Genomic DNA, 24,762 nt, shown 5'->3' with positions numbered 1-24,762 from the left:
GTAAAGGCCTTCTCCTCAATCGTTTTCGAAATGGAAAATTCACAGGAGATCTGATTTATTTTTATCTACGGAAAAATTCCATTCGTCGACACTTCTCTTCCTTCCACCGAAATACAGCGGCCGTTAAATGGCATTTTTGAGACATTTATCCTGCTTATAACAAAACGATGAAGGTTAAACTGAATATTCTATTAATTGAAGATGATTTCATCGAGGTCATGAAATTAAAGAGAGCCATTAGCAGCCTTTCTTTAAACCATAACCTCCTGGAAGCCAAGAATGGTGAAGAAGCGCTGGAAGTGCTCCAGAACACCGCAAATCTTCCCGATATCATTTTACTGGATCTCCACATGCCTAAAATGAATGGCATCGAATTCCTGGAAATTCTCAAAGCCGATGAGCAGTTGAGGCAGATCCCGGCCATTATCCTTACTACTTCCAGCAACCGCAAGGATCTACTGGAATGCTATCGAACCGGTATCGCGGGATATGTTATCAAACCGCTGAAATATGATGACTATGTTGAAAAAATTGGTGCCGTACTGAAGTACTGGACCGTAAATGAACTAATCCAAAATTAAGATGAAAGGAATCGTATTTACAGAGTTTTTAGAAATGGTGGAAGAAAAATTCGGCCTGGAGATGGTAGATGATATCATTGAAAAATCTGACCTTGCTTCGGAAGGAAGCTATACCGCCGTGGGCGTTTATGATTTCCTGGAAATGCAGCAACTCATTGTACACCTGAGCGAGGAAACCGGTATTCCCGTGCAAAAGCTTATTTACGAATATGGCCGGTATTTCTTTGACGTACTTGCCCAGGGCCACGCTAATATTTTTGCCCGCTACGCATCGCCCATAGAACTTCTGGCTTCCGTGCAGGACCATATTCATGTGGAAGTACAAAAACTATATCCGGGAGCAGAACTGCCTACTTTCGAAATTTCTAAGAAAGACGAAAAGCTTCTGGAAATGACCTACTATTCCAAGAACTCCCTTTATATGTTCGCGATGGCGCTCATGGAAAAGACCTTTGAATTCTTTAAAAAGACACCCGTTATAGATTACAACCTGGTCGAAGCCGATGGCAGCCAGGTGAAATTTGTCATTTCTGAACAATGAGTGTAACCACCAAAATAGAAGTTCTAGAAAGAGCCCTGAAACGGGAACGCCAGGCACGCAAGGCAGCCGAAAACATACTGGAAAGTAAGTCGGCTGAGTTGTACAGCGTTTCGCAGGCGCTTCGGCAATCAAATTCCCGGTTAAAGCAGTTGTTAAGTGAAAAGACTTCGGAACTCGAAGGCGTTTTTATGAATATCAATGATCCCTATGTTGTGATCGACCTTAACGGTGAAGTGCTCAATATGAACAGCGCAGCTACGGAACTATTGGGGTACGATATCGCAGTAGAACCTTTCAATTTGATGAATACGGTGAGCCATAAGGCGGTGAACCAGGTCAAACGCAATTTCAGTGAATTGCTTAGCACCGGCTCCTATATCAACTCCCGAATCCCTGTTGTGACAAAAAACGGGGAAAGGAAACTGCTTCAGGTAAATGCCAGCATCATCTATAACGAAGTTGGAAAAGCGGTCGCTGCACAGGGTATTGCAAGGGATATTACCGAAGAAACACGGCTTAGAGAAATTGCCAATCTTCAGCAGAAACAACTGGACCTTATCCTGGAAAACTCGCCGCTGGGCATCATTTTATTCAGTAGCGAAGACGATAAACTCATTCATACCAACAAAGCGCTGGTAGATATGCTTGGCTATTCTAAAACCGAGTTTGAAAATGTTAAACTCGAAGAGCTTTTGGAAAAAAATGAAAAAAAGAACTTCAAAACACAGCTGCAGAAACTTTACAATAATGAGATCGATCACTTTTCGCTGGAAACCAAATATATTACCAAAGATGGGGAGGCCTTCTGGGGAAAGACTTCGGTCAATTCTGTAAAGAATGAAGTAGGCCTGCCCTTACAAATGGTGGCGACGGTAGAAAACATCAATAAGGAAAAGATCGCCCGGGACCAGCTGAGAGAGTCTGAGAACAGGCTGTCCACTCTTCTGAAAAATCTTCATACCGGGATCCTGCTGGAAAATCAACATCGCGAGATTGTAATTACCAACCAGGAATTCTGCAAAATGTTTGGTATTGAAGCTCCTGCCGATGCTCTCACTGGTGCGAATTGTGAAAATGCCGCAGAACAGTCTAAAATGATGTTTGAAGATCCCGATAAATTCGTAGCAGATATCGATAAGATCCTAAAAGATAAAAAACCGGTCTATGCCGATGAATTGCGCCTGGTGGACGGCCGTGTTTTCCTAAGGGACTACATCCCGGTCTACAATAACGAGGAATACCGCGGTCACCTCTGGAATTACCAGGATATTACACTGCGCAGCCGCTACAAGGAGAATTTACGCAGACAAAAGGAAAAATACAGCAATATCATCAATAATATGAAACTGGGCTTTATGGAAGTAGACACCGAGGGCCGCATCCAGTTCGTGAACCAGAATTTCTGTGAGATCAGCGGTTATTCCAAAGAAGAACTACACGATCAGGTAGCCCAGGAAGTGTTGCTTTTTGGCAAAGATCAGCAAGAAGGACAGAAACTGTTATCTCGCCGCCAGAAGGGAATTTCAGATTCCTACGAGATCCAGATCAAGAATAAGGAAGGTGAAACCCGCTACTGGTTACTCAGTGGAGCGCCCAATTTCGATGCCCAGGGAAGAAATATTGGTTCCATTGGCATTCACCTGGACATTACCGAGCAAAAGCACCTGGAAATGCAGAAGGAACTGCTTCTGGAGAACCTGGCCGAGCAGAACGAGCGCCTCAACGAATATGCGCACATCGTGTCGCATGATCTCAAATCTCCACTTCGGAATATTTCCGCATTGCTGAGCTGGACCATTGAAGACTTCCGCCAGAAACTGGAAGAGGCTGAACTAACGAATTTGAGGCTGATGGAAGAACAGGTGGAAAAAATGGATTATCTCATCGAAAATATCCTGAAATATTCCAGCCTGGACAAATCAGACGTTAACCAGAAAAGTATAGACCTCAACGAGGTGGTTGGAGAAATGCTGGAAATGATCTATATCCCCAAACACATAAAGATCAAATTCCTTAGTAAGCTGCCGCGAATCAAGGAGAACCCCACCCGGATTCAGCAGCTTTTCCAGAACATCATCAGCAACGCGATAGAATATATCGACAAGCCTGAAGGACTTATTGAAATTGACTGCCAAAAATCTGAAAATGAGTATGTTTTCTCGATCAAAGATAACGGTGTGGGTATTGCGCCAGAGAATCATGACAAGATTTTTACCATTTTCAAGTCTCTTGGCAATAACAAGCGCTCTACAGGAATTGGCCTGAGCATCGTGAAAAAGATCCTGGATCTGCACGGTGGTCGCATCTGGCTGGAAAGTACTCCGGGCGAAGGCACTACTTTTTTCTTTACCTTAAAAAAAGAATCATGAAAATAGTTCAGGCAAAAAGACCGGCAGGTGAAAACTGGATCAAAAACCGGGAGTTTGAGTCCCTACAAAATCCGCTGGTATTTGTTTTTGGAGATCGTAAACTGCTTGAAAGTGACGATTTTTACCAGGAGACGATAGCTGCCTTCCCTACAAGGCATATCGTTTTCGGTTCTTCAGCAGGTGAAATTTACCATCAGGACATTCTGGATAATTCGGCCGTGATGACCGCCATCGATTTTGAAACCAGCTCTTTTGAAGTACGTAAAGCCAATTGCTGCGAATTTCAGCAGGATTCCGACGAATTGGGAAAAGCGCTGGTGGCGAACCTTCCGCAGGAAAATCTTCGGCATATTTTCGTGATTTCCGAAGGAAGTTTTGTGAACGGCAGCAAACTGGTTAAGGGTATGGAATCGAATCTCGACCAGGAATTATCTGTCACCGGCGGTATGTGCGGCGATAATGACCGTTTTGAAAAGACCCTGGTTTCCTATAATGAAAAACCGAAGGAAGGTGAAGTGATCGCAATTGGTTTTTATGGCGAATCACTGGACATTAGTTACGCGAGTTCGGGAGGATGGATCCCATTCGGGCCCGAACGTGTGATCACCAAAGCCGAAGGAAATATTTTATATGAAATTGACGGAATGCCGGCCCTTGACCTGTACTCCAAGTATCTGGGTGAAAAATCTAAAGAATTGCCGGGTGCCTCCCTCTTCTACCCGCTTAATATTCGGGTTAACGACCAAACCGAACCGGTGACCCGTACCGTACTGAATATCGATAAAGAGAATAACTCGATGATCCTGGCGGGAAATGCCCCGGTCAATTCCAAGGTACAGTTAATGATGGCATCCGTAGACAGTTTGGTGGAAGGTGCTTCCAAAGCCGCAAAAAAGGCCATGAAAAACCGGAAAAACAAACCGAGCCTTGCCCTGGTGGTGAGTTGCATTGGCAGGAAACTGGTGATGGATCAGCGCGCCGAGGAAGAGCTGGAAGAAGTGGCCGAGATCATTGGCCAGGACAGTTTCCTTTTTGGGTTCTACTCTTACGGAGAAATGGCGCCTTTTGAAACGAACCGGTTTTGTGAATTGCACAATCAAACGATGACCTTAACTTTAATCAGCGAGTCATGAATTCACTTTTGAAAAGACAACTGAAAAAATACCTTCCTGCTCATATTTCGGAAGAAGAATTGATGCCGCTGCTGGATTCCATCAGCCATTCCTATAATAATTACGAGGAACAGATCGCCATGTCCCAGCGAGCGATGCGCATCAGTTCAGATGAACTTTTTGATGCCAATTCCAAACTTCGGAACGATGCGGAGAAAAAGGAAAAAATCATTGACACCTTTAATAATTGCCTGAATATGATGAATGTGAAGGCGGCGAAATACGGGCATAAGGAAATGGAAGTTGAAGAACTGGCCGATTTCATAGAAACGCAGGCTACGCAGATCCACCAGATCCAGTCCCAACGGGAAGAGCTTCTTCATACGCTGGAACAGAAGAACGAAGTGCTATCAGATTATGCGCATATGGTCTCTCATGACCTGAAGTCGCCACTGCGCAGTATCGACGCACTGGCAAACTGGATCCTGAGCGATCATTTAAAAGAAATCACTCCCGAAGGCCAGGATAAATTTAGGTTATTGCTTCAGAATGTGGAACGAATGGACGCGCTTATTGAAGGCGTGCTGAACTATTCTACCATAGACCAGGCGCAGCTGGAAACCTATAAAGTAGATTTAGGAAATCTCCTGGAAGAAACCCTACAAATACTGTATATCCCGGAATCCACGAAAGTGGAAGTGATCACCGATCTTCCCGTGATACAAGGTGACCGTTTCCGGTTGCAGCAATTGTTTCAGAATTTGATACACAATGCCGTGAACAGTATGGAAGATGGAAAAGTCGGCAAAGTGGAGATCGGCCATTCCGAAGACAAAGAAAATTTTACGTTTTTCGTGCGTGATAATGGCAAAGGCATCCCAAAAAATCAGCACGAAAAGATCTTTAAGATCTTTGAAAAGCTGGAGAATAACCAGACTTCTACTGGAATTGGACTGTCTATCGTGAAGAAAATCATCGATTTCTATAAAGGAAGAATCTGGCTGGAAAGCACTCCCGGTTTAGGAAGTACCTTCTTTTTTCAGCTCCCCAAAATAAACCAGACCTCCCATGAAAAAACCCAGTCTTGCGCAAATTGAGCAAATCTGCCAGGGCAGTGAAAGCTGCAAGTCGCGAATTATCGCGATCCTGAAAAAAGAATTTCCAATAGAAGCTGCCACCTACCAGCAGAACCTGGAAAAGGGCTATTTGGAAAATTGTGCCGAAAACGTTCATAAACTGAAGCATAAAATTAGTATTTTAGGCCTGGAAGATGCCTACCAACTTGCTGTTTCCTACGAAGACGAACTTTTAGAAGGCATTACCGAAAAAAAGGCTAAATTCGATCTAATTCTTGACAGCATCAGGCAATTTATCAAGACCCTTTAAAAAACACTTATGAACTGCATTATCGTAGACGATGAAGAAATGGCCAGAGCCATTCTGGAAGAGATAGTTAGCAATCACCCGGACCTGGAACTGGCAGGTAGCTTTCCACATGCTATGGAAGCCCTGAAATACCTCAACCAGAACAATGATGTAGACCTGATCTTTCTCGATATTCATATGCCAGATTTTACAGGTTTTGATTTTATACAAACGCTGAAGAACCCGCCAAAAGTGATTTTGACGACTTCTGATATGAATTTTGCCATTACCGCCTTTGAATACAGCTGCATCGTAGATTACCTTGTAAAACCGGTCGCGCCGGAACGTTTTAATAAAGCTGTTGAGAAAGCCAAAGCGGTTAACAGCGGAAATGTTGAAACAGCGGGAACCACTGAAATGAACCAGGCCGAAGATTCTGTAAACGTGTTATACGTCAATATAGACCGCCGCCTGATCAAGATCGATGTTCCTTCCATCAAACTCATCGAGGCAAAAGGCGATTATATCCTCATCAAAACCACCGGTAAAAACTACACCGTTCATTCTACTCTAAAAAAAATCGAGAACAAATTACCGGGCGAACTGTTTCTCAAAGTGCACCGTTCCTTCATTATCAACCTGAATAAGATCATTGATATTGAAGACAATAGCGTACTCATAGACAAAGATGTGATCCCGGTGAGCCGCTCGAACAGATCAGAGCTCATTCGCCGTTTGAATCTCCTCTAAACCATTTACTTGCGTTTTTTTGCCATTCGTCTACAGTAAGTTCGTAGCCATCGAAAAACGAGCCAGTTTTCTTTTAAATGCTTGCATCTTTGAAGTAGGAAAGAAAACAAAAACTAACGATTATGGCTTTTTTAAACAACACACGGAATCTTCAAATAAAAGGAAGACTGTACAGCGGAAATGTTAGCGAAACCCAGGAAGAATTAGAATACGCTCTGGAAGTGTTCAACACCATTGAGATCAATCTTCGCGAGATCGAGGTGGTTGATATTGCAGGAGTGTTCATGCTGTACCTGATGTTATGCAAAGCCAAGGAAAAGAACAAGAAAATTGTTTTTACAGGATTAGACAACCCAATACTTCACAACGCCCTATACATTGCGGGACTTCACAACGCGTTCCACCCCGCCGCGGCTGCCTGATACGCAGTATTTGAAATTAGCCATGAGCCTCTGAAACAATCAGGGGCTTTCTTCATTTTAAGGATAACCGTGAGAAGAATTTTGCCCTAAAACACTTCAAGTATTGAAAACTTCCGCTCGTCTATAGTTAAGGTTTAATCAACGAAAAATGACTAATTCAAAAGACCATCCTCAGTAGTTTTACCTCAGAATTAATCCTAAAACTCTTCAACATGAAAAAAATGAAACTATTAGTCGCCGCCCTTGTCCTTTCTGGAGCTCAAAGCCTGCTGGCCCAGGACAACAACGACACGAACATCGCTTCACACATTCTGGATGTAAATGTTCCGGAAGTGGCCCTGCTCGATATCTTTGATGCCAATACGGGAACCGAAGCCAGCGCGATCATGTTCGACATGACCAATGTAACCTTATCTGGTACTAATGCTGAAGCGGGTCTCTACGCCTTCCAGGATATAAGCTATTCCAACCTGTTCCTGAATTATACCAGTGTGGTTGCCAGTGCTGCTAATACAGAAGGATATGATCTTACAAGAAAGATCAATGTGAAAATGGAAGCCGGAAGTACGTTCCCAGGCAATCTGGACCTTCGTATTTCACCGGAAGCGCCCGTGATCATTTCAGACGGTGGTACGGCCGACTCTGCCGGCACGATCATGCCAGGTGGTGTGGCACTCGGTGTGTCTGTCCCAATTGGTACCGATGCCCTACTCGTAGACAGTATTGAAAGTGTGTATACCGGTGACCAGGAATACGGCGTAAAATTAACCTACACGCTGGAGCAAAATGGGAATTTTGCCAGTTACAATGCCGGTTCCTACCAATCTACCCTTGTATATACCTTGACTGATTTATAAGACCTTTTTTTGCCCAAAACCTCAAGGCCCATTTCGGGCCTTTTTTTATGTTTTTTACTTAAAGCAGTTTAACGACCATTCGTCTACACTTCCTTACGAACCATCGAATTTCACCGAGTTTTCGTGCAATCTGTCAGTAATTTTAGAATATAAATTCACCCCCTATGAAGAATCTTATGGTAACCACAGCACTTTACGTACTTCTTAGTAGCCACTCCTACGCGAGCATCGTTGTTCTTAATGGTCTTACACATGTATATTCCGGTAACGCCGGTGACCGAATTGAAGGAGAGCTGATCCTGATGAACACCACCGATCTTCCGCAGCAGATCACTTTCAAATTAAATGATGTTATCTTCTCTTGTGAGACCAACCGCTTTTTTACCGATACGGTCTCTCACAAACAATCTTCTCTTCCCTGGTTCCAGGGAAGCCTGATGGATAAGGTGCTACTTCCCAAGGAGCAGTTCGTCTATAAGTATTCCATCCAGATTCCAAAAGATCAAAGTCTGAAAGGCACTTACTGGTCAGCATTAATGATCGAAGCAACCAAACCGGTAAAAGAGGAACAACTAACAACCAATATCCAGCTGGATACCAAAATACGCTACGCGATTGGTTTGATCACTAATGTAAATCAGAAGGAAAATGTGAATATCGATTTTGAAGCGATCAGCCTGAACGAAGATATCGATACCGTCAAATCCCTGAAAATTGGTATTTCCAATACTTCCCTTTTTATGGAAGGAGTACAACTCTCCCTGGAGATTTACGACTCCAAAGGCTTCAAGGTTGGCGAACGAAAATCGAAACGGGAAATGGTTTTCCCCGGCGCCTGCCAGCAATATGAACTAGATATTTCCGATCTCGAAAAAGGAGAATATGAATGTATCCTAACAGCCGATTCCCGAAAGGAATTTATCGGGACCAACATCAACCTGAGCGTGCAATAAACCCAAAAGGCACTAACCCATTTCCTCAAATCTGAAACTCATGAAACTGCGATTACTATACGTGGCCTGGATGTGGCTTGCACTAAGTGCCTGCCAGAGAGAACCATCCACTCCTCAGCTTCCTGCTTCTGAGGAGCCTTTTAGCCGTGAGGAATTGGAAAACCTGGAAGAGGAATCTGAGTTACCGGCTAATATGACCAAAACTGGTTCCCGAGATACGATTGCTGAAGTTATTTCGGAAAAATCGAAATCCACTTCAGAAAAAACCAGATCCTTTCTGCAAAATGCTTCGGAAAAAGCGATCCATATTTCTGAATCAAATACCAAAAAAATCAATTCCCCTACCGCTGATTTTTCAGAAAAAGTCTTTGAAAAACCGAATATTTCGATCATTTCCAAACCCGAAAACACATCCCTGGAACCCGGAAGCCGGCACACACTTCCCATAGAGATCGCCAGCGAAAACGCTCATGATCAAAAACTGCAATTACAGGCTACGCTTCCGGAAGACTGGAAACTGGTATCGGTAAGCAGCATTGACGAACTTCAAAACAGTGATAAAAAGGTCGCGCTCCTAAGCTTTTTTATACCTTCATCAGCAAAACCGGGATCGCGACCTGTATCACTGGAAATCCTTCAGGAAAATGGAGAAATTGTACTGCAGGACGAAATCCAGGTAAGCATTGCCAAAAATCCGAGCCTGGAAATTTTCGCCATTTCCTATCCGAAGACGCTTCAGGCAGGGGCTCCTGTCGAAGTGGTTTACGGTATCCGGAATAATGGGAACGTAAGGCAGGAAATCAGCCTGAAGTCGAATGTAGAACTTCTGGACGCCGAAAAAGGAACAATTGCACCAGATTCTTTAAAGGTCGTGAAGGTACAGGCTAAAGCCAGCCAGAAGATCCAGCAGCTTCAAACCATTACGACCTATCTTGAGGTAAGCAGCAAGGAACTGAAAGAGCCTTTACGCGCCTACTCCTCTACCCGTATATTCCCGAGCAAGATCCAGAAAAAAGATGCTTATTTCCGGTTTCCTGTTCGTGCCTCACTGAATTATAACAGCTATACTTATAAAGACGAGCATTTTTCCACCATTTCGGCGGAAGTATTTGGCGATGGGTACCTCGACCTGAAAAAGGACCATCATCTAAATTTCGTGTTCCGACTTCCGAAGCAGCAATACCTGAAACGATTTGGGGTAACCGACCAGTACAGCCTGATCTACAGCTATAAGGACCGTACCCGGGTTTTCCTTGGAGACCATGCGTATTTCATGAATAGGCTGGGGTTTGATAATCGCTACGGAATGGGTTTTCGAATCGATCAAAAGCTTCAAAAATGGGAATTTTCGACCTATTATTCCAAGCCCAGGCTATATGAATTCAATAGTTCCCCACTTTTTGGAGCCAAGGCGACCTATCGTTTTACCGATTCGCTTCAGGTTGCCCTGAACCTGGCACATTCTTCCGGAAGTATCCAGGGCGCCAATCCCAATATCGAAGCAAATCCCGATGAAAAAGGACAAATCCTGACCGCCAGTGTAAATTTTAAGCGCCGCCGTACGCAGGTGGAGGCTGAAGCTTCAGCAAGTTTTACCAATCAGCACCAGTCATCTGCCGCATTTCTAAACGTTTTGCAGGGATTTGGTAAATTTTCGTTCAATGGTTCGTATACCTTAAGTGGCGAATATTATTTCGGAAGCCTGCGGAATAGTCGGCAATTTTCGAACAGTCTATTTTACAACCCCGGCAAATGGAATTTCGCGGTTGGACACACCGTTTCCCGTGTCAATCAACGATTAAATCCCTTATTCTATGCTGCTGAACCTTATTTTGAAAACACTTATGCCCTGGCCGGGTATCGCGTGAATCGCAAGCATAGCTTCAGTCTTCGTGCGGAAACCCGTCAACGTGAAGACCAGCTTGAGCCCAAATCTTATTTTTATAAGGAACGAAGCCTCTTGTATCGCTATTTGTATTCCGGAGAGAAACTTTCTTTCAATTTCAATGGAAGGCTGGCCAAAACGCAGAATTTACTGGTTGGAAGCGACGATTTTAAAAACACCTACTCCATCAATTTCAATTCTGCCTATCGCCTGACAGATGCGTTGAGTTTACGCGGCGGGATGAACCATAATTACAGTAACCGTTATGGTTATAGCGATGCAAAAATGGCCTATACGCGTTATCATGTGGGTTTTAACCTGAGCGCCGGAAGAAACTTCAGATGGAATGCGACCTACAACAGCGGTTTTAGTCCGGATGAAAACTACCTCCGAAGAGATTTTGTGACATCGAACTTCCTTTTCAGGCTAGCTCGTCATCACCAATTTGAAACCCGTATTACCTATTACGAAAATGCAGGCGCCATGAACCGAAAAGAGTTGCTGGCCCTGGGGAAATACACTTATTTTCTGGGAGTACCGTTAAAACGTGTCCTTGATCAGGGCAGCCTCAGTGGAACGATTGGTACGTCAACCGAAGATTTGGACGTTTCCGGGATTCGGATTCTGGCTGCCGGAAAAGAGGTGGTGACCAATAAAAATGGCCATTTTGAGCTTAACAATCTTCCGGTAGGGCAACATTACCTTTTCATTGACGAGTCGAGCCTTCAGGCATCGAGCGTGGTGACCACCCAATCCCCGATTGAAATCAACATTCAGCCAAACGCCAAACACCATAGTTATTTTGAGATCAGCCAGGCGGGCGGGATCAAAGGCTACATCAGCATGAAAAATCAGAACGGTGAAAGCGCTTATCGCGGTTATGTGAAGATCAGCAATGAACAATTCAGCTATATGACCGAATCGAACGAACAGGGAATCTTCCATTTTGATCGCATCGTCCCCGGAAATTACAGCCTGAAATTGCTGCATTTCAGAAACGAAGAAGATTATGATTTTGAGAAAGAGCTTGCAGTGAGCGTGCAACCTGGAGAACTTGTGGCAATTGAAATGCCCATTGTTGCACGCCCACGGAAAATCAAATTCAGTAAAAAGACCTATAACCTTGGAAAAAAGCCATGAGAAAAGCCTGTTATTTATTGATACTGATCGCTTCCCTGCAGAAATTTACAGCGCAGGAGACCATCAATGCGTTTGATCCCAATAGTTTTATCCTGGGCGGCGACCAGCAAAGTGTAGGAGCTACGGTCCAGGTGCAGCCAATTTCACTGATTGACCTGGAGCCAGATCCCTTCAGTGCTGCTGCAGGTGGCGGTGAAACTTTAGAAGCCGGAAATCCTTTTACCGGTGGTGGCCCGGGTGCCTCCAGCGGTGATTTTTGGGTGAATTTCACCTGGCGGTCACTTAATTACCAGAATGCCAGGATCTTTGTTAGAGCCAGCCAGCCCATTCCGGCGGGTATGAGCATCCAGCTACAGATCATCAATACCGCCAATATTGGCGGAGATTATAATCCAAATCCCAATTATAATCCTGTGAATCTCAGTACCAGCGAGCAGGTCATTGTCTACGATTTTGCCAACGGTTATTCCGGGGATGGCGAAGGTACCGGCTACCAGGTGCAATACATGATCCAGAACCCGGAAGCTCTTTCTCTTCCGCCTGGTTTTGAAATACTTTTTGAAATACGCTAACAACCTGAACCATGAAAAAAATACTACTTTTCCTGTCCATCATTACTTCGAGTTGGATTCATGCGCAGCTGTTGCCGGGTACGATGAATGTTTCGGGGATGCCGGCTTTTATTCAGAATATTGACGATGTGGTTCGCGAAGCAGGCCTTGATGACACAGTCACAGGATTTGAAAGCGCGATCGATGCCAACCTGATCAGTTTTACGCTGGATCCTCTATTATTGCTGAATTCCGAAGTCATGTGCAATGAAAATGTTTTCAGGTACAGCGTGTATGTGCATACGCAAAACCTTCCCGCCAATCTGCAAATTGAAGCCCGTACTTATATGAATAGCGGCTCCAGGTTCCCGGAGGTAAGCATTTATGACCTTTTGATCATTCAACCCCTGGGACCGCGTGACCTTACGCCCTCCAACGGCGGTGATTATATCCCTGTTCCCAACGATGGCTCCCAGGCGATCAAGATCTTTGAATTTGTGGGCTGTAGAACCGATATCCCGGTGCAATTCCGGATCAAGGCCAGCAGCAAATTTGCCGGCGGAACAGGCAATTTCAATATCGTATACACGGTGGTGGGCAGTTTGTTATAAGTTTTTCTTCGGAAAAATATGCTGTATGCTACTATTCTGTAATGCTTCAGGAATTGCAGTCTTTCTGGAAACCTTTCTTTCGAAAAAAGTGTTCCGAACGATCAGTTTTCGCTTCCAAGGATGAGGAAAGTATTTCCTGATTTCCGAAACTTTCAAAAAACCACCATAGGTGAACAGGTTTATGATTTTTGCAATTATTAACGCAGTAACTCAAGGGGATAGTGATTCACCGGGATGTAGCTTTCTGAAATTCTGGCGCCGAAGATTTTCTAAAACTGGTATTAAAATGGGAGAAACCTCATCGATAATGGAGCGAGGGATACCCACGCTGTGGAAAAAGTCGAAAAGTACTGTTTTCAGAACCTCCCAAACACCTGATGAGCCTGCGGAAAATGCTAAAATTCAAAACCTGGATCAAACCATTAAAATTCTTACCCGTCAGCGATCGGAAGTCCATCAGTTCCCCGTTAAAACCAGAAAAGACCATTCGTTTCACCATTTTGACGTAGAAACAAAGAGATAGTGGCAATTCCATTTATTTTCAACCAGTTTCAACTTTTTCCAGGAGGAAAAACTGGAATTCAACCAGGTTTTATTTAATCCTTTGCTCGTAGACCTGGAAATTTAACCGGACTGGTTTCAGAATTTCAAAAATAAAAAAGCCCGATCCAAAGGAACCAGGCATAGGTTAAGTAAAGGGTAGATTAAAACAGTCGCTGGCTCTGGTAGCCCCTTCCGCGGAACATATCAAACCGAAGAAGCACTTCCAGAGAGCCATCATTATATTGTGTATTGCCCAGATCGGTCACCTCCTTATCATAAGAAAGCCCAACGAGTAAATTTTCAGTAAGCTGGAATCCGCTTAAAATACTATAGGCCGCATCCCAGCGATAAGATGCGCCCAGGGAAAAGCGTTTTCTGAACCAGGCCGTTGCTGCGACATCCAGTTGCATAGGCGCACCGCGAACCCACTTTAGAAGCAGGGATGGTTTGAGATGCCAGTCGGGTTCAATTTCAAAAACATAGCCAGACATCAGGTAAAAGTTCTTCATTTCTTTTGCCTGGGAGACAGATTCTCCATCAAAATGTCGTGTTTCCAGGATGTTGGGAAGTGATATTCCGACGTAAAAATCATCGGTATAATAATACATTCCCACCCCAAAATTTGGCGAAACCTTTTTGTTCCAGTATTTATTGATCATTTCGGGATCATCTTCGTAATTGGCGAGTCTGCTGTAATCCACGTTGAAGAAATGCAATCCGCCTTTAAGACCAAAAGACAGGTTTCCGCCCCTTTTCAACCGGATTTTGTATGAAAAAAGACCATCAATATACGTTTCCCGGACCGGGCCAATCTTATCATGCATGACCATTAAGCCCGTTCCTACCCGCTCTCCAACGGGGCCATGAAAATTAAAACTTTGCGTCACCGGCGCGCCTTCCATACCCATCCATTGGTTACGATACATCCCCGTGAGCGTTGGAACACCCCGGCTACCGGTATAACCCGGGTTAAAACTCACCGTATTGTAAACGTACTGAGTGAACTGGGAATCCTGTTGCGAAAAGGCCAGGAAACCAGTTAGCAGGGCAATAATGAGACTTTGTTTTTTCATGATCAGTTAGTTTAGGTGTGGGTTACCAGTTGAGGTAGATATAACCGGTTTTAGTATGTTTAGCCTTGGTTTTATCCCAGTATTCAATGAGGTAGAAATAGGTGCCTGCGGGTAAAAAGTCGGTCTGGGTTCCTGCCATTTTCGCATTGGCTCTCCCGTCAAAACAAATTTTACCGGAGTTATAAGAATCTGATTCCCATACCAGAATTCCCCATCGATTAAAGATCTGCACTTTGCTTTTGGTGCACTGCTCCAGATTTTTGATTTCCAGTGTGTCGTTTTTACCGTCTCCATTTGGGGAGATCAATTGGTTCTTAACGGCCACATCGATCACTTCTTCCATTTCCATGGTTTCTGCCATACTGCCGGTTTCACAGCCTGGATCGCAAGCATCCAACGGATCACTTCCCTGAGCGAGCTCTTCTCCATCCTCCAGACCATCCCCATCGGTATCTGCCTGCTGTGGGTCGGTTCCCGCGCTGATCTCTTCAGAATTGGTAAGACCGTCACCATCCTGGTCACAATGGGCATTATCAGCATCTGGATCACAGGCATTCAACGGGTCGGTATTTTTATGAAATTCCTCGCCGTCATTAATCCCGTCGTAATCGGTATCAGGATTTTCAGGATCGGTTCCTAAAATCGCTTCCTCAAAATCAGTAAGGCCATCAGAATCAGCATCGTTCGGGATTTTATAGATTAGTAAATTCAGTTGTTTTTCTTCTTCGGAAAGAGAATGAGGATTTTTACCATTATTCGTTTCTTTTTCCATAGCCTCAGAATAAGAAGAAGCCTGGATGTTTTCCGCAGTAAGCACCAAGATTACCAGGAAGACTATCCGGAAAATTCTGGGTAAAGAGGTGAATACGAAAATGGCCTTTAGAGTATTCATATTTTTAGTTTGGCTGGTTATGTTTTATTGAAGGTGAAAATAATTCAGCTAATAGAATTTGACAGGGACTATTCGTTAAAGCGAATTGGAGCTAGGATGAACGGTGTATTTTCAGGGATGAACGGCGCGAGGAAAATTCCTTTTTTCACACTGCGATATCCAGAAGCTCCTGAAGATCAAGCGTTCGGAAAGATTTTTCCACTCTCTTATTCCGTACGCTCATCAGGAACAGTTTCTTATCCATTTCTTTCGCTTCCGCTTTTAATCGTTGCAATTTATAGATGCCTTCCGGTTCAATCCGGCTCAGACCGGTAAGATCGATAATGAGTTGTTCTGAAAAATTGAAGAGTGTTTTCAGGCGGATCTGTATCACTTTGATATTGTCGCCGGTAAGCCGCCCCTTCAGCTGTAACTGGTTGTTCATTTCCTTGACGTGTAGATGCATGTTTTTCATGTAAAGTGATTGGAGTTTTTGTCTGGATTCAGTTTTCGTTATCTTCCAATGATCTTTAAGCCGCAAAGGCATACATTTTCATCTCCCTTGTGAGCGGTACAAACATTTTTGATGCAGGTGGGGCACTGAAAGGAAACTTGCGAGACTTTTCTCGGTCGTTTCTGCTTGTGGAAATCGTTACAGTTCATAGCTTCAAGTTTTGTTTATACCCGCAATTTATTCCAGGAAAGCACCAAAAAGGGCTATAATTCGTTAACCGGTAAGTTTCCTGTGGATAAATGGTAATTTTGTTGTGATAAAGCGAATTACCGATGGTCTCAAAATGTTTTTAAAAAAAAATCTTCTGATGTGTGATTTTTTCAAAATTTGATACACTAATAAGGAGCAGTTTCAATTTCAGATGAATAAAAAAGAACATTTTACCAAAGCGATTAAAGAACATGAAGGCCTGATTTATAAAGTGACTTTTCTGTATACCGATAGTCTGCAGGACCGGGAAGATCTTTATCAGGAAATTGTTTTTCAACTTTGGAAATCTTACGACAGCTTCAAGGAATTTTCCAAATTAAGCACCTGGATGTACCGGGTGGCCATGAATACCGCGATCTATCATTTGAAAAAGAGTCAGAGAAACATAGGAACTACCAGTATTGATCCTATGGCAGAAAGAATTACGGAGCAGCAGGATCATTCAGAAGAAGAAAAACTACAGTTGCTCCACGATCAAATTCAACAATTAAACCTCCTGGAAAAAGGTATTATCCTGTTGTTCCTCGAAGGAAAGAGTCATGATGAAATTGCAGAAATCATAGGAATCACAAAAACGAACGTTGGAACCAAAATTTCAAGGATCAAGAAAAAATTGAAATCCCGACTAACTAAAAACTAACTATCATGGAATTAGAAGAGATGAAAAATTTATGGGAAGGAATGAGCAAAAAAGTAGAAAAACAGGAGTTGCTCACTAAGAACCTTCTTGAAAAGGTAACCGAACAGAAGTATCATTCAAAATTGAATAAAATCAGGTATCCTGAAATGATAGGCACGATCATCTGTTACCTTGGAGCCGTTTATTTAATCATGAATTTTGTAAAAATAGATCCTTTGGCTGAAAAGATCTTCGCGATCATTGCGATTGGTTTGCTCCTTACACTGCCGGTAATTTCCTTACGCAGTCTGAATCTTATGCAAAATTTACCCATCTCCTCGAAAACTTATTTAGACACTTTAAATGATTTCGGAAAACGGAAGATGAGGTTTCAAAAATTTCAAAAATTGAACGTGTCATTAGGACTGTTTTTACTGATCGTAGCCATTCCTGTACTTTCAGCTATTAAAGGTGTAGACCTCAGTGAAACCGAGCATTTCTGGACCCTGACTTTTCCAATTTCCATCATTGCTTTTTTAGGATTTGCATTTTGGGTCTTCCGGTCTTACAAAAAATCTTTGGAAGCCACCGAGAAGCTGCTCTCCGACATTAACCACTAAACCATTGTTTAAATACCCGTATTGCTATCAGCTGAAACTTCAGCAGACGGATAGCTATGCCCTAAACTCAACATTCTTATGAAAACCATTATGATTACGTTATTGCTAATAGTATCCATTTTCCTCAATGAGCTATATGCGCAGTCTATTGAAGGAACCTGGCAGGGAGATCTGGAAGTTCAACCCGGTAAAACCATGCTTTTCATCTTCGAAATTTCAAAAGATCAGGATGAACTTATTACCCAACTGGCAATTCCCAGCCAGGGTTTAAAGGAACTTCAGCCGGCGTCCACGAAGCTGATAGAGAAAAACCTGATCATTGACGCTTCTAACCTCGGCTTTAAATTCAGCGGAAATTGGGATAAGGAAGCAGGGAAAATTCACGGTACTTTTCAGGAAGGCCTAAATAGCGTTCCGTTAAGCCTTTCAAAGGAAGAAAATGTAAAGCAAGCAGAAACTCCCAAAAGGCCTCAGGAACCTGTTAAACCGTACCCGTACCTGGTGGAAGATGTAAAAATCCCAAATCCGGAAGAAAATCTTCTACTGGCCGGAACCTTGACCCTACCCCGGGAATTTGGCCAAAATACACCGGTGGTCATATTGATCTCTGGCAGTGGTCCCCAGGATCGCGATGAATCCTATATGGGACATAAACCTTTTTGGGTCCTGGCCGATTATCTTACACGAAAAGGAATCGCGGTCTTACGGTATGATGATCGTGGAATCGGCGAATCGACCGGAAATTTCGAAAAAGTGACCACGGCCGACTTTTCTAATGATGTCCTGAAGATCATCAAATATCTAAAGAGCAGATCAGATATCGGCAATAACAAGATAGGTTTGATAGGCCATAGCGAAGGAGCCATTATCGCTCCCAAGGTGGCAAATATTTCAGAAGATGTTTCCTTTATTATCATGTTAGCGGGCACCGGTGTTAAGGGTAAACAGGTTTCCCTGCAACAGGCCCTGGATTACCGAAATTTCCCGGTCAAGGACGAAGAACAGTATCAAACGTATGTAAAGAAGGCCATTGATATCGCGGCTTCGGATAAAGACGCTGCCGCAGTAAAAAATGAATTGAGGTCCTTCTATCAGCACTCTGAAATGTTAGCCTCCATTCTCCCGGCAACTATCGATAAAGCTGAATTTATTGAAAACCTGGTTGAAAGTAGAACCAATCCGTGGATCCGCTATTTTTACAATTACGATCCATCAGTAGAAATTAGCAAACTGGATGTTCCGGCCTTGGCTTTATACGGAAGTCACGATACCCAGGTGCCACCCAAATACCACCTGGAACCAGTGGAAAAAGCCTTACAAAAAAGCCACGCTGAAAAGTACGAGGTCGTTCTGATGCCCGGTCTCAATCACCTGTTCCAGGAAAGCAAAACCGGCCAGATCACTGAGTACCCGCAGATCGAACAAACTATGAGTCCGAAAATTCTTGAAAAAATTGGTAATTGGGTACTGCATGAAATTTGAAGGTTTGAACTTCGAATTGCAGTAGCGGAATATGGAATCGCTGACGGAAGGATCCTCTTTTTTACTTTAGATACTGGATGGCAATTCTAGCTGCAAGAATTAAAAAATGAGCAGCGGAATCCATTTCCATAAAAGAACAGAAGGTGTTCGCCAGCAAATGTTCAAAAGAATTCAGAAACCTATAGAATTGTATCTTCTGGAAACTGCTCTTATGGAATACAGCATCTAGCAAACGAACACCCTAAATCATTCAGAAGATTGCCGAAATTATGACTAATTCACACCGGCAATCTCCTGAATTCAGGTTTACATATGAAAGCACCGACTAAACCTGGTATTTAAATAGATTGGTTTCTTACTTCAAAAATGATGGGCAAGGTGTACAGCACTCCAACCGCACGATCACGTTGTCTTCCCGGTTCCATCTTCGGGATGAGTTTCACTACCCTTTCGGCCTCTGCCTCCAGCGCAGGATGTGGACCTCTCGCCTGGATATTCTCTACATCGCCTTTGTCATTGATGCGGAAGATCACGTAAATTTTGTTAATGCCTTTAAGCCCCAGTTCCGCACTCAGTTCTGTTCTGAATTCTCTCTTGACCAGTTCCTGGATCTTACCAGACATACATTGTTTTTTCGCGTCATTGCCTTTTTGGTTTTCACAACCCGGGTAAACCGGGACATTGGCAATGATCACAAAAGGCACATCTTCGATCTCTTCTGCGATCTTTTCTTCTTTAATATCGGTCACCTCCACCACTTCGATCTTATCGTTCAGGTTGGTTTCAGTAGACTGAATAGTGCTTTCTTCTAACACGGAATTGTCCTCAATCACTTCAATCACTTCCGGGGCTGGAGGCGGTGGGGGTGGCGGAGGAAGTTTTTCCCGTAATTCGGTCACCGGTACATCCACGATTCGTTCTGTTTCCATATCGAGTTGCTGCAGATCTACCGCAGGCCGACTATCAAAATGCCATTCGATGGCCAGATAAGAAATACCCAGCATGACGATTAGCCCGATCTGGAAAAAGATCAGGCTGTTTCGGCTGAGATCGGCTTTGGGATTTTTTTTGGGTAACATGGCTCTAAAATTTGAAAGTTCGAAGGTTCAGTTTCCAGGATCGCTCCTGATTTCTACCCTAAAATTAGCCTGACTTTGACGGAATAAATATGACGCTGATCATGTTTGAAAAGCTTTATAAAAAAAGCCGGGACGATATCCCGGCTTTTCCTGAGGTTCTCCCAAACCTAGGTGACCACAATGTCCTTTCTTGATCTATTCATGGCCTCTTTTTCTTTTGCGAGTTGTAGTTTTAAGACGCCATTTTTATAGGTGGCCACCACCTCTTTTTTAAAATCGATACTTTTTGGTAATTGAAAAGTCCTGTGAAAACTGGAATAACTGAATTCCTTTCGGGTAAAGTTATCATCGTCTTCAAAGTCTTCTTCACTTTGTTCTGCAGAAACATAAAGAAGATCATCCTCAATGCTCACTTCGAAATCTTCTTTCGAAAATCCCGGAGCCGCAAATTCGATCTCGAAATCATCCTCATGTTCTTTCACGTTCATTGCTGGCAAACTTCTGTTGATCTTAAAGAAGTCGTCATCAAATAAATTTTCCAGGCTCCATGGTGTGTCACCATTCATCCATGGAAATCTCTTTTTGTGGGACTTAACTAATGACATGACTACAAATTTTAAATTGAAAGCTAATTCTCCAGCTAAGCTACTCCGCATTCAAAAAAAAACATATGACGAATGTCAGTTTTTGGTGCTTTTCTGCTACGGAAAAAGCTGAATCTTTTGGTTGAGTGACGGGATGGAAACAAACCAGCCATAGTGTTCCGCTAGCTGAAGTTTCAAAGCTGCCGCAGCCGGTTCTTCCCCATGGATAAGGAACACCTGTTCGGGAATATTCCGAATATCCGTACACCATTCCATCAGTTCTGCCTGGTCTGCATGTGCTGATAAACTTTCCAGCTTCAGGATCTGCGCTTTTACCTGGTAATATTTCCCCCAGATTTTGATTTCCCTGGCGCCTTCCAGCAAGTCGCGGCCACGGGTTCCTTCAGCCTGAAAACCGGTGAGCATCAGCCTCGTAGAAGGCACCTCCAGAAAACGCGTGAGGTAAGTAAGAATACGCCCACCGGTAAGCATCCCGCTGCCGGCCAGAACGATCCTTGGTCTATTCTCATCGATGATCTCCCAGGTACGGCGATAGGAACTTACCTGCTCAAAATAACTGCTCATACTAGAAAATTCCGAAGTACTGAGCTTATGGTATTCATGATATTCCGCAAAAAGTTTCGTGACATCCGTTCCCATGGGACTGTCTACATATACTGGAAGATTCGGAATTTTATTGCTTCGGAATAATTTCCAAAGTAAAAAACTCAATAATTGCAGTCGCTCCACCGCAAAACAGGCAATTAAAAGGATCCCATTTTCAGCAATGATATCCAATACTGCCGTTTTCAGCAGTTCTTCTACATTTTCCTGAAGATGGAGCCGGTTGCCATAGGTACTTTCCAGAAAAAGAACATCGGCCCATTTGGGTTTGTTAGGAGCTTGGAGCAACAGATCATCATTTCGCCCGATATCCCCGGAAAAGACCAGCCGCCTTTCATCGATTTCCAGTTCGATAAAACCGGCACCCAGGATATGACCACCTAGCTGATGCCGAAACCTGATGCTTTCCCGAAGCGAAATCCACTCCCCGCTATGAACAGTCTCAAAGGCCTGGATCGTGCGCTCCACATCTTCCAGGTCATATAATGGCAAGGCTGGCTGGTGTTTGGAAAAATCTTCCTTGTTGGCTTTCTCGGCCTCTTCTTCCTGAATCTTCGCAGTGTCTTTTAAAATGATCTCGGCAATTTCCAAAGTGGGTGCGTTGCCCAAAATCTTCCCTTTAAATCCCTGCATCACCAGTCTTGGTAAATAGCCAACATGGTCAAGGTGCCCATGCGTGAGCAGTACATAGTCAATTTTGGGAACATTTACCGGAAGGTCTTCCCAGTTCTTTAATCGTAAATCTTTAAGCCCCTGGAAGAAGCCGCAGTCGATCAATATGGAACAGCCGGGCGTTTCTACCAGGAATTTGGAGCCGGTAACCGTACCCGCCGCTCCTAAAAAATGTACTTCAATTTTTTCCGTTTTCATGGTGCATGATCTTTTGAAGTTCCTTTATGATCCTCTCCTTTCTTTCGGTAGAAATTTTTTCTTTTTGCAGGAGTTCCGGGTACTGGAGTATTTCAGAAGCCAGCACGTGACCCTTCTCCAACAAACTTTGTTTTTCTTCCGCAGAAAGCAAACTGGAAACCGTGATCGGGTATATCTTGAATTGATCGGCCAGGTCTTTCAAACCTTTAGCTTTTGGGTAATCCCAGCTTAAAAGCGAAAGCCCCACACAATTCCCATATTCCAGAGCATCGAGCGTAAAACGAGTATTGGTCACTACCCACCCGGAATACTTTTGAGCTCCGGAACGCTGAGAAATATCTTCAAAACGCGAATGGATGTAGAGCGGGACTTTCACATCACAGTTGCGCCCTTCTTCACTGTGAAATTTACATTCCACGAAAGCAGTTTTTCGATCTTTTTCCAGGACCAGATCGACCTCGTGGGTCACGCACCTGCCCTGTAACACCTGGTTCCACTGAACTTTATAATTCTTTTTCTGAAAAATATATCCCACGAGTTTTTCAAAAGGAAAGCCCGAAGGTCCCATCTCATAAATGACCTTTTTCAAACTGTACCTGCAGGCAAAGTGACTGCCATGCCCATGAAGCAAATTAAAAGCCTTTCGGTAGATCTCGCGGGTGGTGATGCCATCGTATAACTCTCTGGAGACTTCCCGAAGCACGTTCTCTGCCACCTCGACTCCTGCCCCACTCTTCAGCAGCGATCTTCTAAGTTTTTCTGCGGAAAAGGTCGCCAGTTCGCCGGAATTCTTCCGGATTTGATACCTGGATGTGTTGGCGTTTCTCATAAGCTGATATTCATCCTGAAATTACTCAAAATGCACGCTTCAATTTATGAGAAGGATCAGTTTTAGAGGAGAAAAAATAAATTAAAATAAAAACGTGAAAATTTCAGAAAAACTGACGTTTGTCATTTCAAAAAAACCTGGTTTTCAGGTTAATTTGAATCCAAATTCCAAAATGAAACGCGATGAAAACGTTGACTAAAAAAGAATGCCTGGATTTCCTTAAATCAAAATACATCGGCCGGTTGGGGTATCTCCACCGCGATCGTGTAGAGATCATTCCCGTCACCTATTTCTACGATGAGTCGTATCACTGCATCATCAGTTATTCCGGCGAAGGGGAAAAGATCAGGGCTATGCGAAAACACCCCCAGGTCGCGTTTCAGGTAGATGAAATTCCAGGACTGCACGACTGGAAATCGGTTTTGGTCTACGGAAGATATCGCGAAGAAAAAGGCATCGATGCCAAGAGTTTGCTTCACCGGTTTTCCGAAGGCGTCAAAGATCTGATTAGCCAGACAAAAAATACAAGCGTTCAGTATCTAAGCGAGTTTTCGAATAAAGTGGAGAATGACCGCTACCCAATCGTATATCGTATACAGCTGGAAGAATGCAGTGGTCGGTCAGAATCAAGCGTTGCGGAGTAAAGATGTTTTTATTTCATTATATTTAAAAATCTAATTACCAGTATTTTAGAATTTAATTATCTGGGGTTTAAGCAAAGTGTAAACTCCGATCAGCTCTTTTTACCGAATCTACCGGCATGTTCAGGAAATTCCAGGCGCATCCAGATCTAAAAGACTTTGTTCTTTTCTATTTTGAAATGGACTGGCAATCGGCGCAGGCTTATCAAAACCGGGGTTATCTCTGCCTGCCAACGGGTTGTAGCTTCATTGGTTTTCAGAAGAAAGGTCGGATGCAGGTGAAGATTGATGATTTTACATACGAAACCGAAGCCTATTTCCTTAATGTCCAGACAACGATTCCTTATGAAATGTTCACCCGCGAACCTGATCTCCAAGTGATCGCTGCCTGCCTGAAACCTACTGCGATTGCCCAGCTTTTTAAAATTGATGTTTCCAGGATCATTAACACCGGGATGAACCCCAGAAACCTGTTCGCTGATCACCTGAAAAATTTTTCCGATGTCTTTGAAAAGGAAACCAAAACTTCTGAAATACTGGCGTTACTCGATGAGATCTTTTTGAAACAGCTCAAACACTCCAGGCCTAAATCAAATTTTATCGATATCGCCGTGGATCTCATTATGCAGCAAAAGGGAATCATTTCAATTGAAGAGCTGGTTGGCAGATTCAAGGTAAGTACGCGTTATTTTCAGAAAAAATTCAAGGAAATGGTGGGAATTTCTCCCCTGCTATACATCAAAATCATTCGCTATAATTTCCTTTTTTCGTCGTTTAGCCAGCAATCGCCAAATTTTGCCTCTTCCGCTGCGCCGCTCTATTTTTACGATAGCGCCCATTATTCTAAAAGTTTTAAGGATTATCTCGGTATGAATCCCAGCGAGTTCGATCTATCACAGTATCCGTTTATTAAACTTACCGCCATCGAACAGGCGGTTTGGATAAATGCCTTCCGGGAATTAGCCGACTGATCTTCGATGCCGATCAATTATTATCCCTGAAATGCAATTTTTTTACTCCATTATTATTTCCTAAAAAGGACGCTTTTTTACAAAGTTGCTTCGGA

27 protein-coding genes are annotated in these 24,762 nt (G+C 43.5%); 20 read left to right on the top strand and 7 right to left on the bottom strand.

Translation table 11 applies throughout. The features are described from left to right. The first annotated feature begins 167 nt into the window (after positions 1–167). The 14 genes from GRFL_RS13635 to GRFL_RS13570 all read left to right on the top strand — a co-directional run bounded on the left by GRFL_RS13635 (position 168) and on the right by GRFL_RS13570 (position 13,660). Positions 168–581 (top strand): response regulator, encoded by a 414-nt coding sequence (locus GRFL_RS13635; protein WP_083645153.1) that lies wholly within the window; start codon positions 168–170, stop codon positions 579–581. 1 nt (position 582) lies between these two features. Then, positions 583–1,122, top strand: coding sequence for a heme NO-binding domain-containing protein (locus tag GRFL_RS13630; protein ID WP_083645152.1), 540 nt, complete (start codon positions 583–585; stop codon positions 1,120–1,122). After that, the gene (locus GRFL_RS13625) at positions 1,119–3,491 is read left to right on the top strand and encodes a PAS domain S-box protein (RefSeq protein WP_083645151.1); all 2,373 of its coding nucleotides are present in this window, start codon (positions 1,119–1,121) and stop codon (positions 3,489–3,491) included. Before GRFL_RS13630 ends, GRFL_RS13625 begins: the two co-directional genes overlap by 4 nt. Next, complete coding sequence (locus GRFL_RS13620) at positions 3,488–4,624, top strand: FIST signal transduction protein (protein ID WP_083645150.1); 1,137 nt, start codon at positions 3,488–3,490, stop codon at positions 4,622–4,624. The genes GRFL_RS13625 and GRFL_RS13620 overlap by 4 nt, the downstream gene beginning before the upstream one ends. After that, positions 4,621–5,700: a sensor histidine kinase gene (locus GRFL_RS13615; protein ID WP_083645149.1), complete on the top strand. Its 1,080-nt coding sequence runs from the start codon at positions 4,621–4,623 to the stop codon at positions 5,698–5,700. Before GRFL_RS13620 ends, GRFL_RS13615 begins: the two co-directional genes overlap by 4 nt. After that, positions 5,672–5,989 (top strand): hypothetical protein, encoded by a 318-nt coding sequence (locus tag GRFL_RS13610; RefSeq protein ID WP_083645148.1) that lies wholly within the window; start codon positions 5,672–5,674, stop codon positions 5,987–5,989. The genes GRFL_RS13615 and GRFL_RS13610 overlap by 29 nt, the downstream gene beginning before the upstream one ends. 9 nt (positions 5,990–5,998) lie before the next feature. Further along, the gene (locus GRFL_RS13605; protein WP_083645147.1) at positions 5,999–6,718 is read left to right on the top strand and encodes a LytR/AlgR family response regulator transcription factor; all 720 of its coding nucleotides are present in this window, start codon (positions 5,999–6,001) and stop codon (positions 6,716–6,718) included. A 122-nt stretch (positions 6,719–6,840) separates the two neighbouring features. Then, entirely contained in the window at positions 6,841–7,140 is a 300-nt protein-coding gene (locus tag GRFL_RS13600; protein WP_083645146.1) for an STAS domain-containing protein, read from the top strand. A 212-nt stretch (positions 7,141–7,352) separates the two neighbouring features. Further along, complete coding sequence (locus tag GRFL_RS13595; protein ID WP_083645145.1) at positions 7,353–7,997, top strand: hypothetical protein; 645 nt, start codon at positions 7,353–7,355, stop codon at positions 7,995–7,997. 164 nt (positions 7,998–8,161) lie between these two features. After that, entirely contained in the window at positions 8,162–8,950 is a 789-nt protein-coding gene (locus GRFL_RS13590) for a hypothetical protein (protein ID WP_083645144.1), read from the top strand. A gap of 40 nt (positions 8,951–8,990) precedes the next feature. After that, the gene (locus tag GRFL_RS13585; RefSeq protein ID WP_083645143.1) at positions 8,991–11,975 is read left to right on the top strand and encodes a hypothetical protein; all 2,985 of its coding nucleotides are present in this window, start codon (positions 8,991–8,993) and stop codon (positions 11,973–11,975) included. Then, positions 11,972–12,547, top strand: coding sequence for a hypothetical protein (locus tag GRFL_RS13580; protein ID WP_083645142.1), 576 nt, complete (start codon positions 11,972–11,974; stop codon positions 12,545–12,547). The genes GRFL_RS13585 and GRFL_RS13580 overlap by 4 nt, the downstream gene beginning before the upstream one ends. Positions 12,548–12,558: 11 nt before the next feature. Then, positions 12,559–13,137 carry a hypothetical protein gene (locus GRFL_RS13575; protein WP_083645141.1) on the top strand — a complete coding sequence of 193 codons (579 nt, stop codon included), beginning with the start codon at positions 12,559–12,561 and terminating at the stop codon, positions 13,135–13,137. 286 nt (positions 13,138–13,423) lie between these two features. Further along, positions 13,424–13,660 carry a hypothetical protein gene (locus GRFL_RS13570; protein ID WP_139839253.1) on the top strand — a complete coding sequence of 79 codons (237 nt, stop codon included), beginning with the start codon at positions 13,424–13,426 and terminating at the stop codon, positions 13,658–13,660. Between the two features lie 181 nt (positions 13,661–13,841). On the opposite strand, the gene GRFL_RS13565 is transcribed toward GRFL_RS13570, so the two are convergent. The 3 genes from GRFL_RS13565 to GRFL_RS13555 form a co-directional block, all read right to left on the bottom strand. Next, a complete protein-coding gene (locus GRFL_RS13565; RefSeq protein ID WP_083645139.1) occupies positions 13,842–14,753 on the bottom strand; it encodes a PorP/SprF family type IX secretion system membrane protein in 912 nt (303 codons plus the stop codon). Positions 14,754–14,775: 22 nt separating this feature from the next. After that, positions 14,776–15,645, bottom strand: coding sequence for a T9SS type B sorting domain-containing protein (locus GRFL_RS13560; protein WP_083645138.1), 870 nt, complete (start codon positions 15,643–15,645; stop codon positions 14,776–14,778). A gap of 145 nt (positions 15,646–15,790) precedes the next feature. Beyond that, positions 15,791–16,099, bottom strand: a complete 309-nt coding sequence (locus GRFL_RS13555) for an STAS domain-containing protein (protein ID WP_139839254.1) — start codon at positions 16,097–16,099, stop codon at positions 15,791–15,793. A gap of 400 nt (positions 16,100–16,499) precedes the next feature. Here GRFL_RS13555 and GRFL_RS13550 point away from each other — a divergent pair, with 400 nt between their 5' ends. From GRFL_RS13550 to GRFL_RS18300, 4 genes are all read left to right on the top strand, one after another. Continuing rightward, positions 16,500–16,988, top strand: coding sequence for an RNA polymerase sigma factor (locus GRFL_RS13550; RefSeq protein ID WP_083645136.1), 489 nt, complete (start codon positions 16,500–16,502; stop codon positions 16,986–16,988). A gap of 5 nt (positions 16,989–16,993) precedes the next feature. After that, the gene (locus GRFL_RS13545) at positions 16,994–17,587 is read left to right on the top strand and encodes a hypothetical protein (protein WP_083645135.1); all 594 of its coding nucleotides are present in this window, start codon (positions 16,994–16,996) and stop codon (positions 17,585–17,587) included. Positions 17,588–17,665: 78 nt separating this feature from the next. Continuing rightward, a complete protein-coding gene (locus tag GRFL_RS13540; protein WP_083645134.1) occupies positions 17,666–19,069 on the top strand; it encodes an alpha/beta hydrolase family protein in 1,404 nt (467 codons plus the stop codon). A 106-nt stretch (positions 19,070–19,175) separates the two neighbouring features. Then, complete coding sequence (locus tag GRFL_RS18300; RefSeq protein ID WP_257787364.1) at positions 19,176–19,298, top strand: hypothetical protein; 123 nt, start codon at positions 19,176–19,178, stop codon at positions 19,296–19,298. A 109-nt stretch (positions 19,299–19,407) separates the two neighbouring features. Here GRFL_RS18300 and GRFL_RS13535 read toward each other — a convergent pair whose 3' ends face one another. The 4 genes from GRFL_RS13535 to GRFL_RS13520 form a co-directional block, all read right to left on the bottom strand. Beyond that, positions 19,408–20,148 (bottom strand): energy transducer TonB, encoded by a 741-nt coding sequence (locus GRFL_RS13535; protein ID WP_083645133.1) that lies wholly within the window; start codon positions 20,146–20,148, stop codon positions 19,408–19,410. A 167-nt stretch (positions 20,149–20,315) separates the two neighbouring features. After that, complete coding sequence (locus GRFL_RS13530; RefSeq protein WP_083645132.1) at positions 20,316–20,753, bottom strand: Hsp20/alpha crystallin family protein; 438 nt, start codon at positions 20,751–20,753, stop codon at positions 20,316–20,318. 96 nt (positions 20,754–20,849) lie between these two features. Continuing rightward, positions 20,850–22,226 (bottom strand): MBL fold metallo-hydrolase RNA specificity domain-containing protein, encoded by a 1,377-nt coding sequence (locus GRFL_RS13525; RefSeq protein ID WP_083645131.1) that lies wholly within the window; start codon positions 22,224–22,226, stop codon positions 20,850–20,852. Next, positions 22,207–23,055 carry a restriction endonuclease gene (locus GRFL_RS13520; protein WP_083645130.1) on the bottom strand — a complete coding sequence of 283 codons (849 nt, stop codon included), beginning with the start codon at positions 23,053–23,055 and terminating at the stop codon, positions 22,207–22,209. The genes GRFL_RS13525 and GRFL_RS13520 overlap by 20 nt, the downstream gene beginning before the upstream one ends. 182 nt (positions 23,056–23,237) lie before the next feature. Here GRFL_RS13520 and GRFL_RS13515 point away from each other — a divergent pair, with 182 nt between their 5' ends. Then, positions 23,238–23,699, top strand: coding sequence for a pyridoxamine 5'-phosphate oxidase family protein (locus tag GRFL_RS13515; RefSeq protein WP_083645129.1), 462 nt, complete (start codon positions 23,238–23,240; stop codon positions 23,697–23,699). Positions 23,700–23,815: 116 nt separating this feature from the next. After that, a complete protein-coding gene (locus GRFL_RS13510) occupies positions 23,816–24,667 on the top strand; it encodes a DUF6597 domain-containing transcriptional factor (RefSeq protein WP_083645128.1) in 852 nt (283 codons plus the stop codon). Positions 24,668–24,762: the final 95 nt, after the last annotated feature.

It is taken from the genome of Christiangramia flava JLT2011 (assembly GCF_001951155.1).
Taxonomy (GTDB): Bacteria; Bacteroidota; Bacteroidia; order Flavobacteriales; family Flavobacteriaceae; genus Christiangramia; species Christiangramia flava.
The sequence above is the reverse complement of the archived record's forward strand: the minus strand, read 5'-3'. Positions and strand labels throughout refer to the sequence as shown.

Coding starts and splice junctions, on each gene's coding strand:
- GRFL_RS13635 (WP_083645153.1), top strand. CDS start 168: ATGAAGGTTAAACTGAATATTCTATTAATTGAAGATGATTTCATCGAG.
- GRFL_RS13630 (WP_083645152.1), top strand. CDS start 583: ATGAAAGGAATCGTATTTACAGAGTTTTTAGAAATGGTGGAAGAAAAA.
- GRFL_RS13625 (WP_083645151.1), top strand. CDS start 1,119: ATGAGTGTAACCACCAAAATAGAAGTTCTAGAAAGAGCCCTGAAACGG.
- GRFL_RS13620 (WP_083645150.1), top strand. CDS start 3,488: ATGAAAATAGTTCAGGCAAAAAGACCGGCAGGTGAAAACTGGATCAAA.
- GRFL_RS13615 (WP_083645149.1), top strand. CDS start 4,621: ATGAATTCACTTTTGAAAAGACAACTGAAAAAATACCTTCCTGCTCAT.
- GRFL_RS13610 (WP_083645148.1), top strand. CDS start 5,672: ATGAAAAAACCCAGTCTTGCGCAAATTGAGCAAATCTGCCAGGGCAGT.
- GRFL_RS13605 (WP_083645147.1), top strand. CDS start 5,999: ATGAACTGCATTATCGTAGACGATGAAGAAATGGCCAGAGCCATTCTG.
- GRFL_RS13600 (WP_083645146.1), top strand. CDS start 6,841: ATGGCTTTTTTAAACAACACACGGAATCTTCAAATAAAAGGAAGACTG.
- GRFL_RS13595 (WP_083645145.1), top strand. CDS start 7,353: ATGAAAAAAATGAAACTATTAGTCGCCGCCCTTGTCCTTTCTGGAGCT.
- GRFL_RS13590 (WP_083645144.1), top strand. CDS start 8,162: ATGAAGAATCTTATGGTAACCACAGCACTTTACGTACTTCTTAGTAGC.
- GRFL_RS13585 (WP_083645143.1), top strand. CDS start 8,991: ATGAAACTGCGATTACTATACGTGGCCTGGATGTGGCTTGCACTAAGT.
- GRFL_RS13580 (WP_083645142.1), top strand. CDS start 11,972: ATGAGAAAAGCCTGTTATTTATTGATACTGATCGCTTCCCTGCAGAAA.
- GRFL_RS13575 (WP_083645141.1), top strand. CDS start 12,559: ATGAAAAAAATACTACTTTTCCTGTCCATCATTACTTCGAGTTGGATT.
- GRFL_RS13570 (WP_139839253.1), top strand. CDS start 13,424: ATGGGAGAAACCTCATCGATAATGGAGCGAGGGATACCCACGCTGTGG.
- GRFL_RS13565 (WP_083645139.1), bottom strand. CDS start 14,753: ATGAAAAAACAAAGTCTCATTATTGCCCTGCTAACTGGTTTCCTGGCC.
- GRFL_RS13560 (WP_083645138.1), bottom strand. CDS start 15,645: ATGAATACTCTAAAGGCCATTTTCGTATTCACCTCTTTACCCAGAATT.
- GRFL_RS13555 (WP_139839254.1), bottom strand. CDS start 16,099: ATGAAAAACATGCATCTACACGTCAAGGAAATGAACAACCAGTTACAG.
- GRFL_RS13550 (WP_083645136.1), top strand. CDS start 16,500: ATGAATAAAAAAGAACATTTTACCAAAGCGATTAAAGAACATGAAGGC.
- GRFL_RS13545 (WP_083645135.1), top strand. CDS start 16,994: ATGGAATTAGAAGAGATGAAAAATTTATGGGAAGGAATGAGCAAAAAA.
- GRFL_RS13540 (WP_083645134.1), top strand. CDS start 17,666: ATGAAAACCATTATGATTACGTTATTGCTAATAGTATCCATTTTCCTC.
- GRFL_RS18300 (WP_257787364.1), top strand. CDS start 19,176: ATGAGCAGCGGAATCCATTTCCATAAAAGAACAGAAGGTGTTCGCCAG.
- GRFL_RS13535 (WP_083645133.1), bottom strand. CDS start 20,148: ATGTTACCCAAAAAAAATCCCAAAGCCGATCTCAGCCGAAACAGCCTG.
- GRFL_RS13530 (WP_083645132.1), bottom strand. CDS start 20,753: ATGTCATTAGTTAAGTCCCACAAAAAGAGATTTCCATGGATGAATGGT.
- GRFL_RS13525 (WP_083645131.1), bottom strand. CDS start 22,226: ATGAAAACGGAAAAAATTGAAGTACATTTTTTAGGAGCGGCGGGTACG.
- GRFL_RS13520 (WP_083645130.1), bottom strand. CDS start 23,055: ATGAGAAACGCCAACACATCCAGGTATCAAATCCGGAAGAATTCCGGC.
- GRFL_RS13515 (WP_083645129.1), top strand. CDS start 23,238: ATGAAAACGTTGACTAAAAAAGAATGCCTGGATTTCCTTAAATCAAAA.
- GRFL_RS13510 (WP_083645128.1), top strand. CDS start 23,816: ATGTTCAGGAAATTCCAGGCGCATCCAGATCTAAAAGACTTTGTTCTT.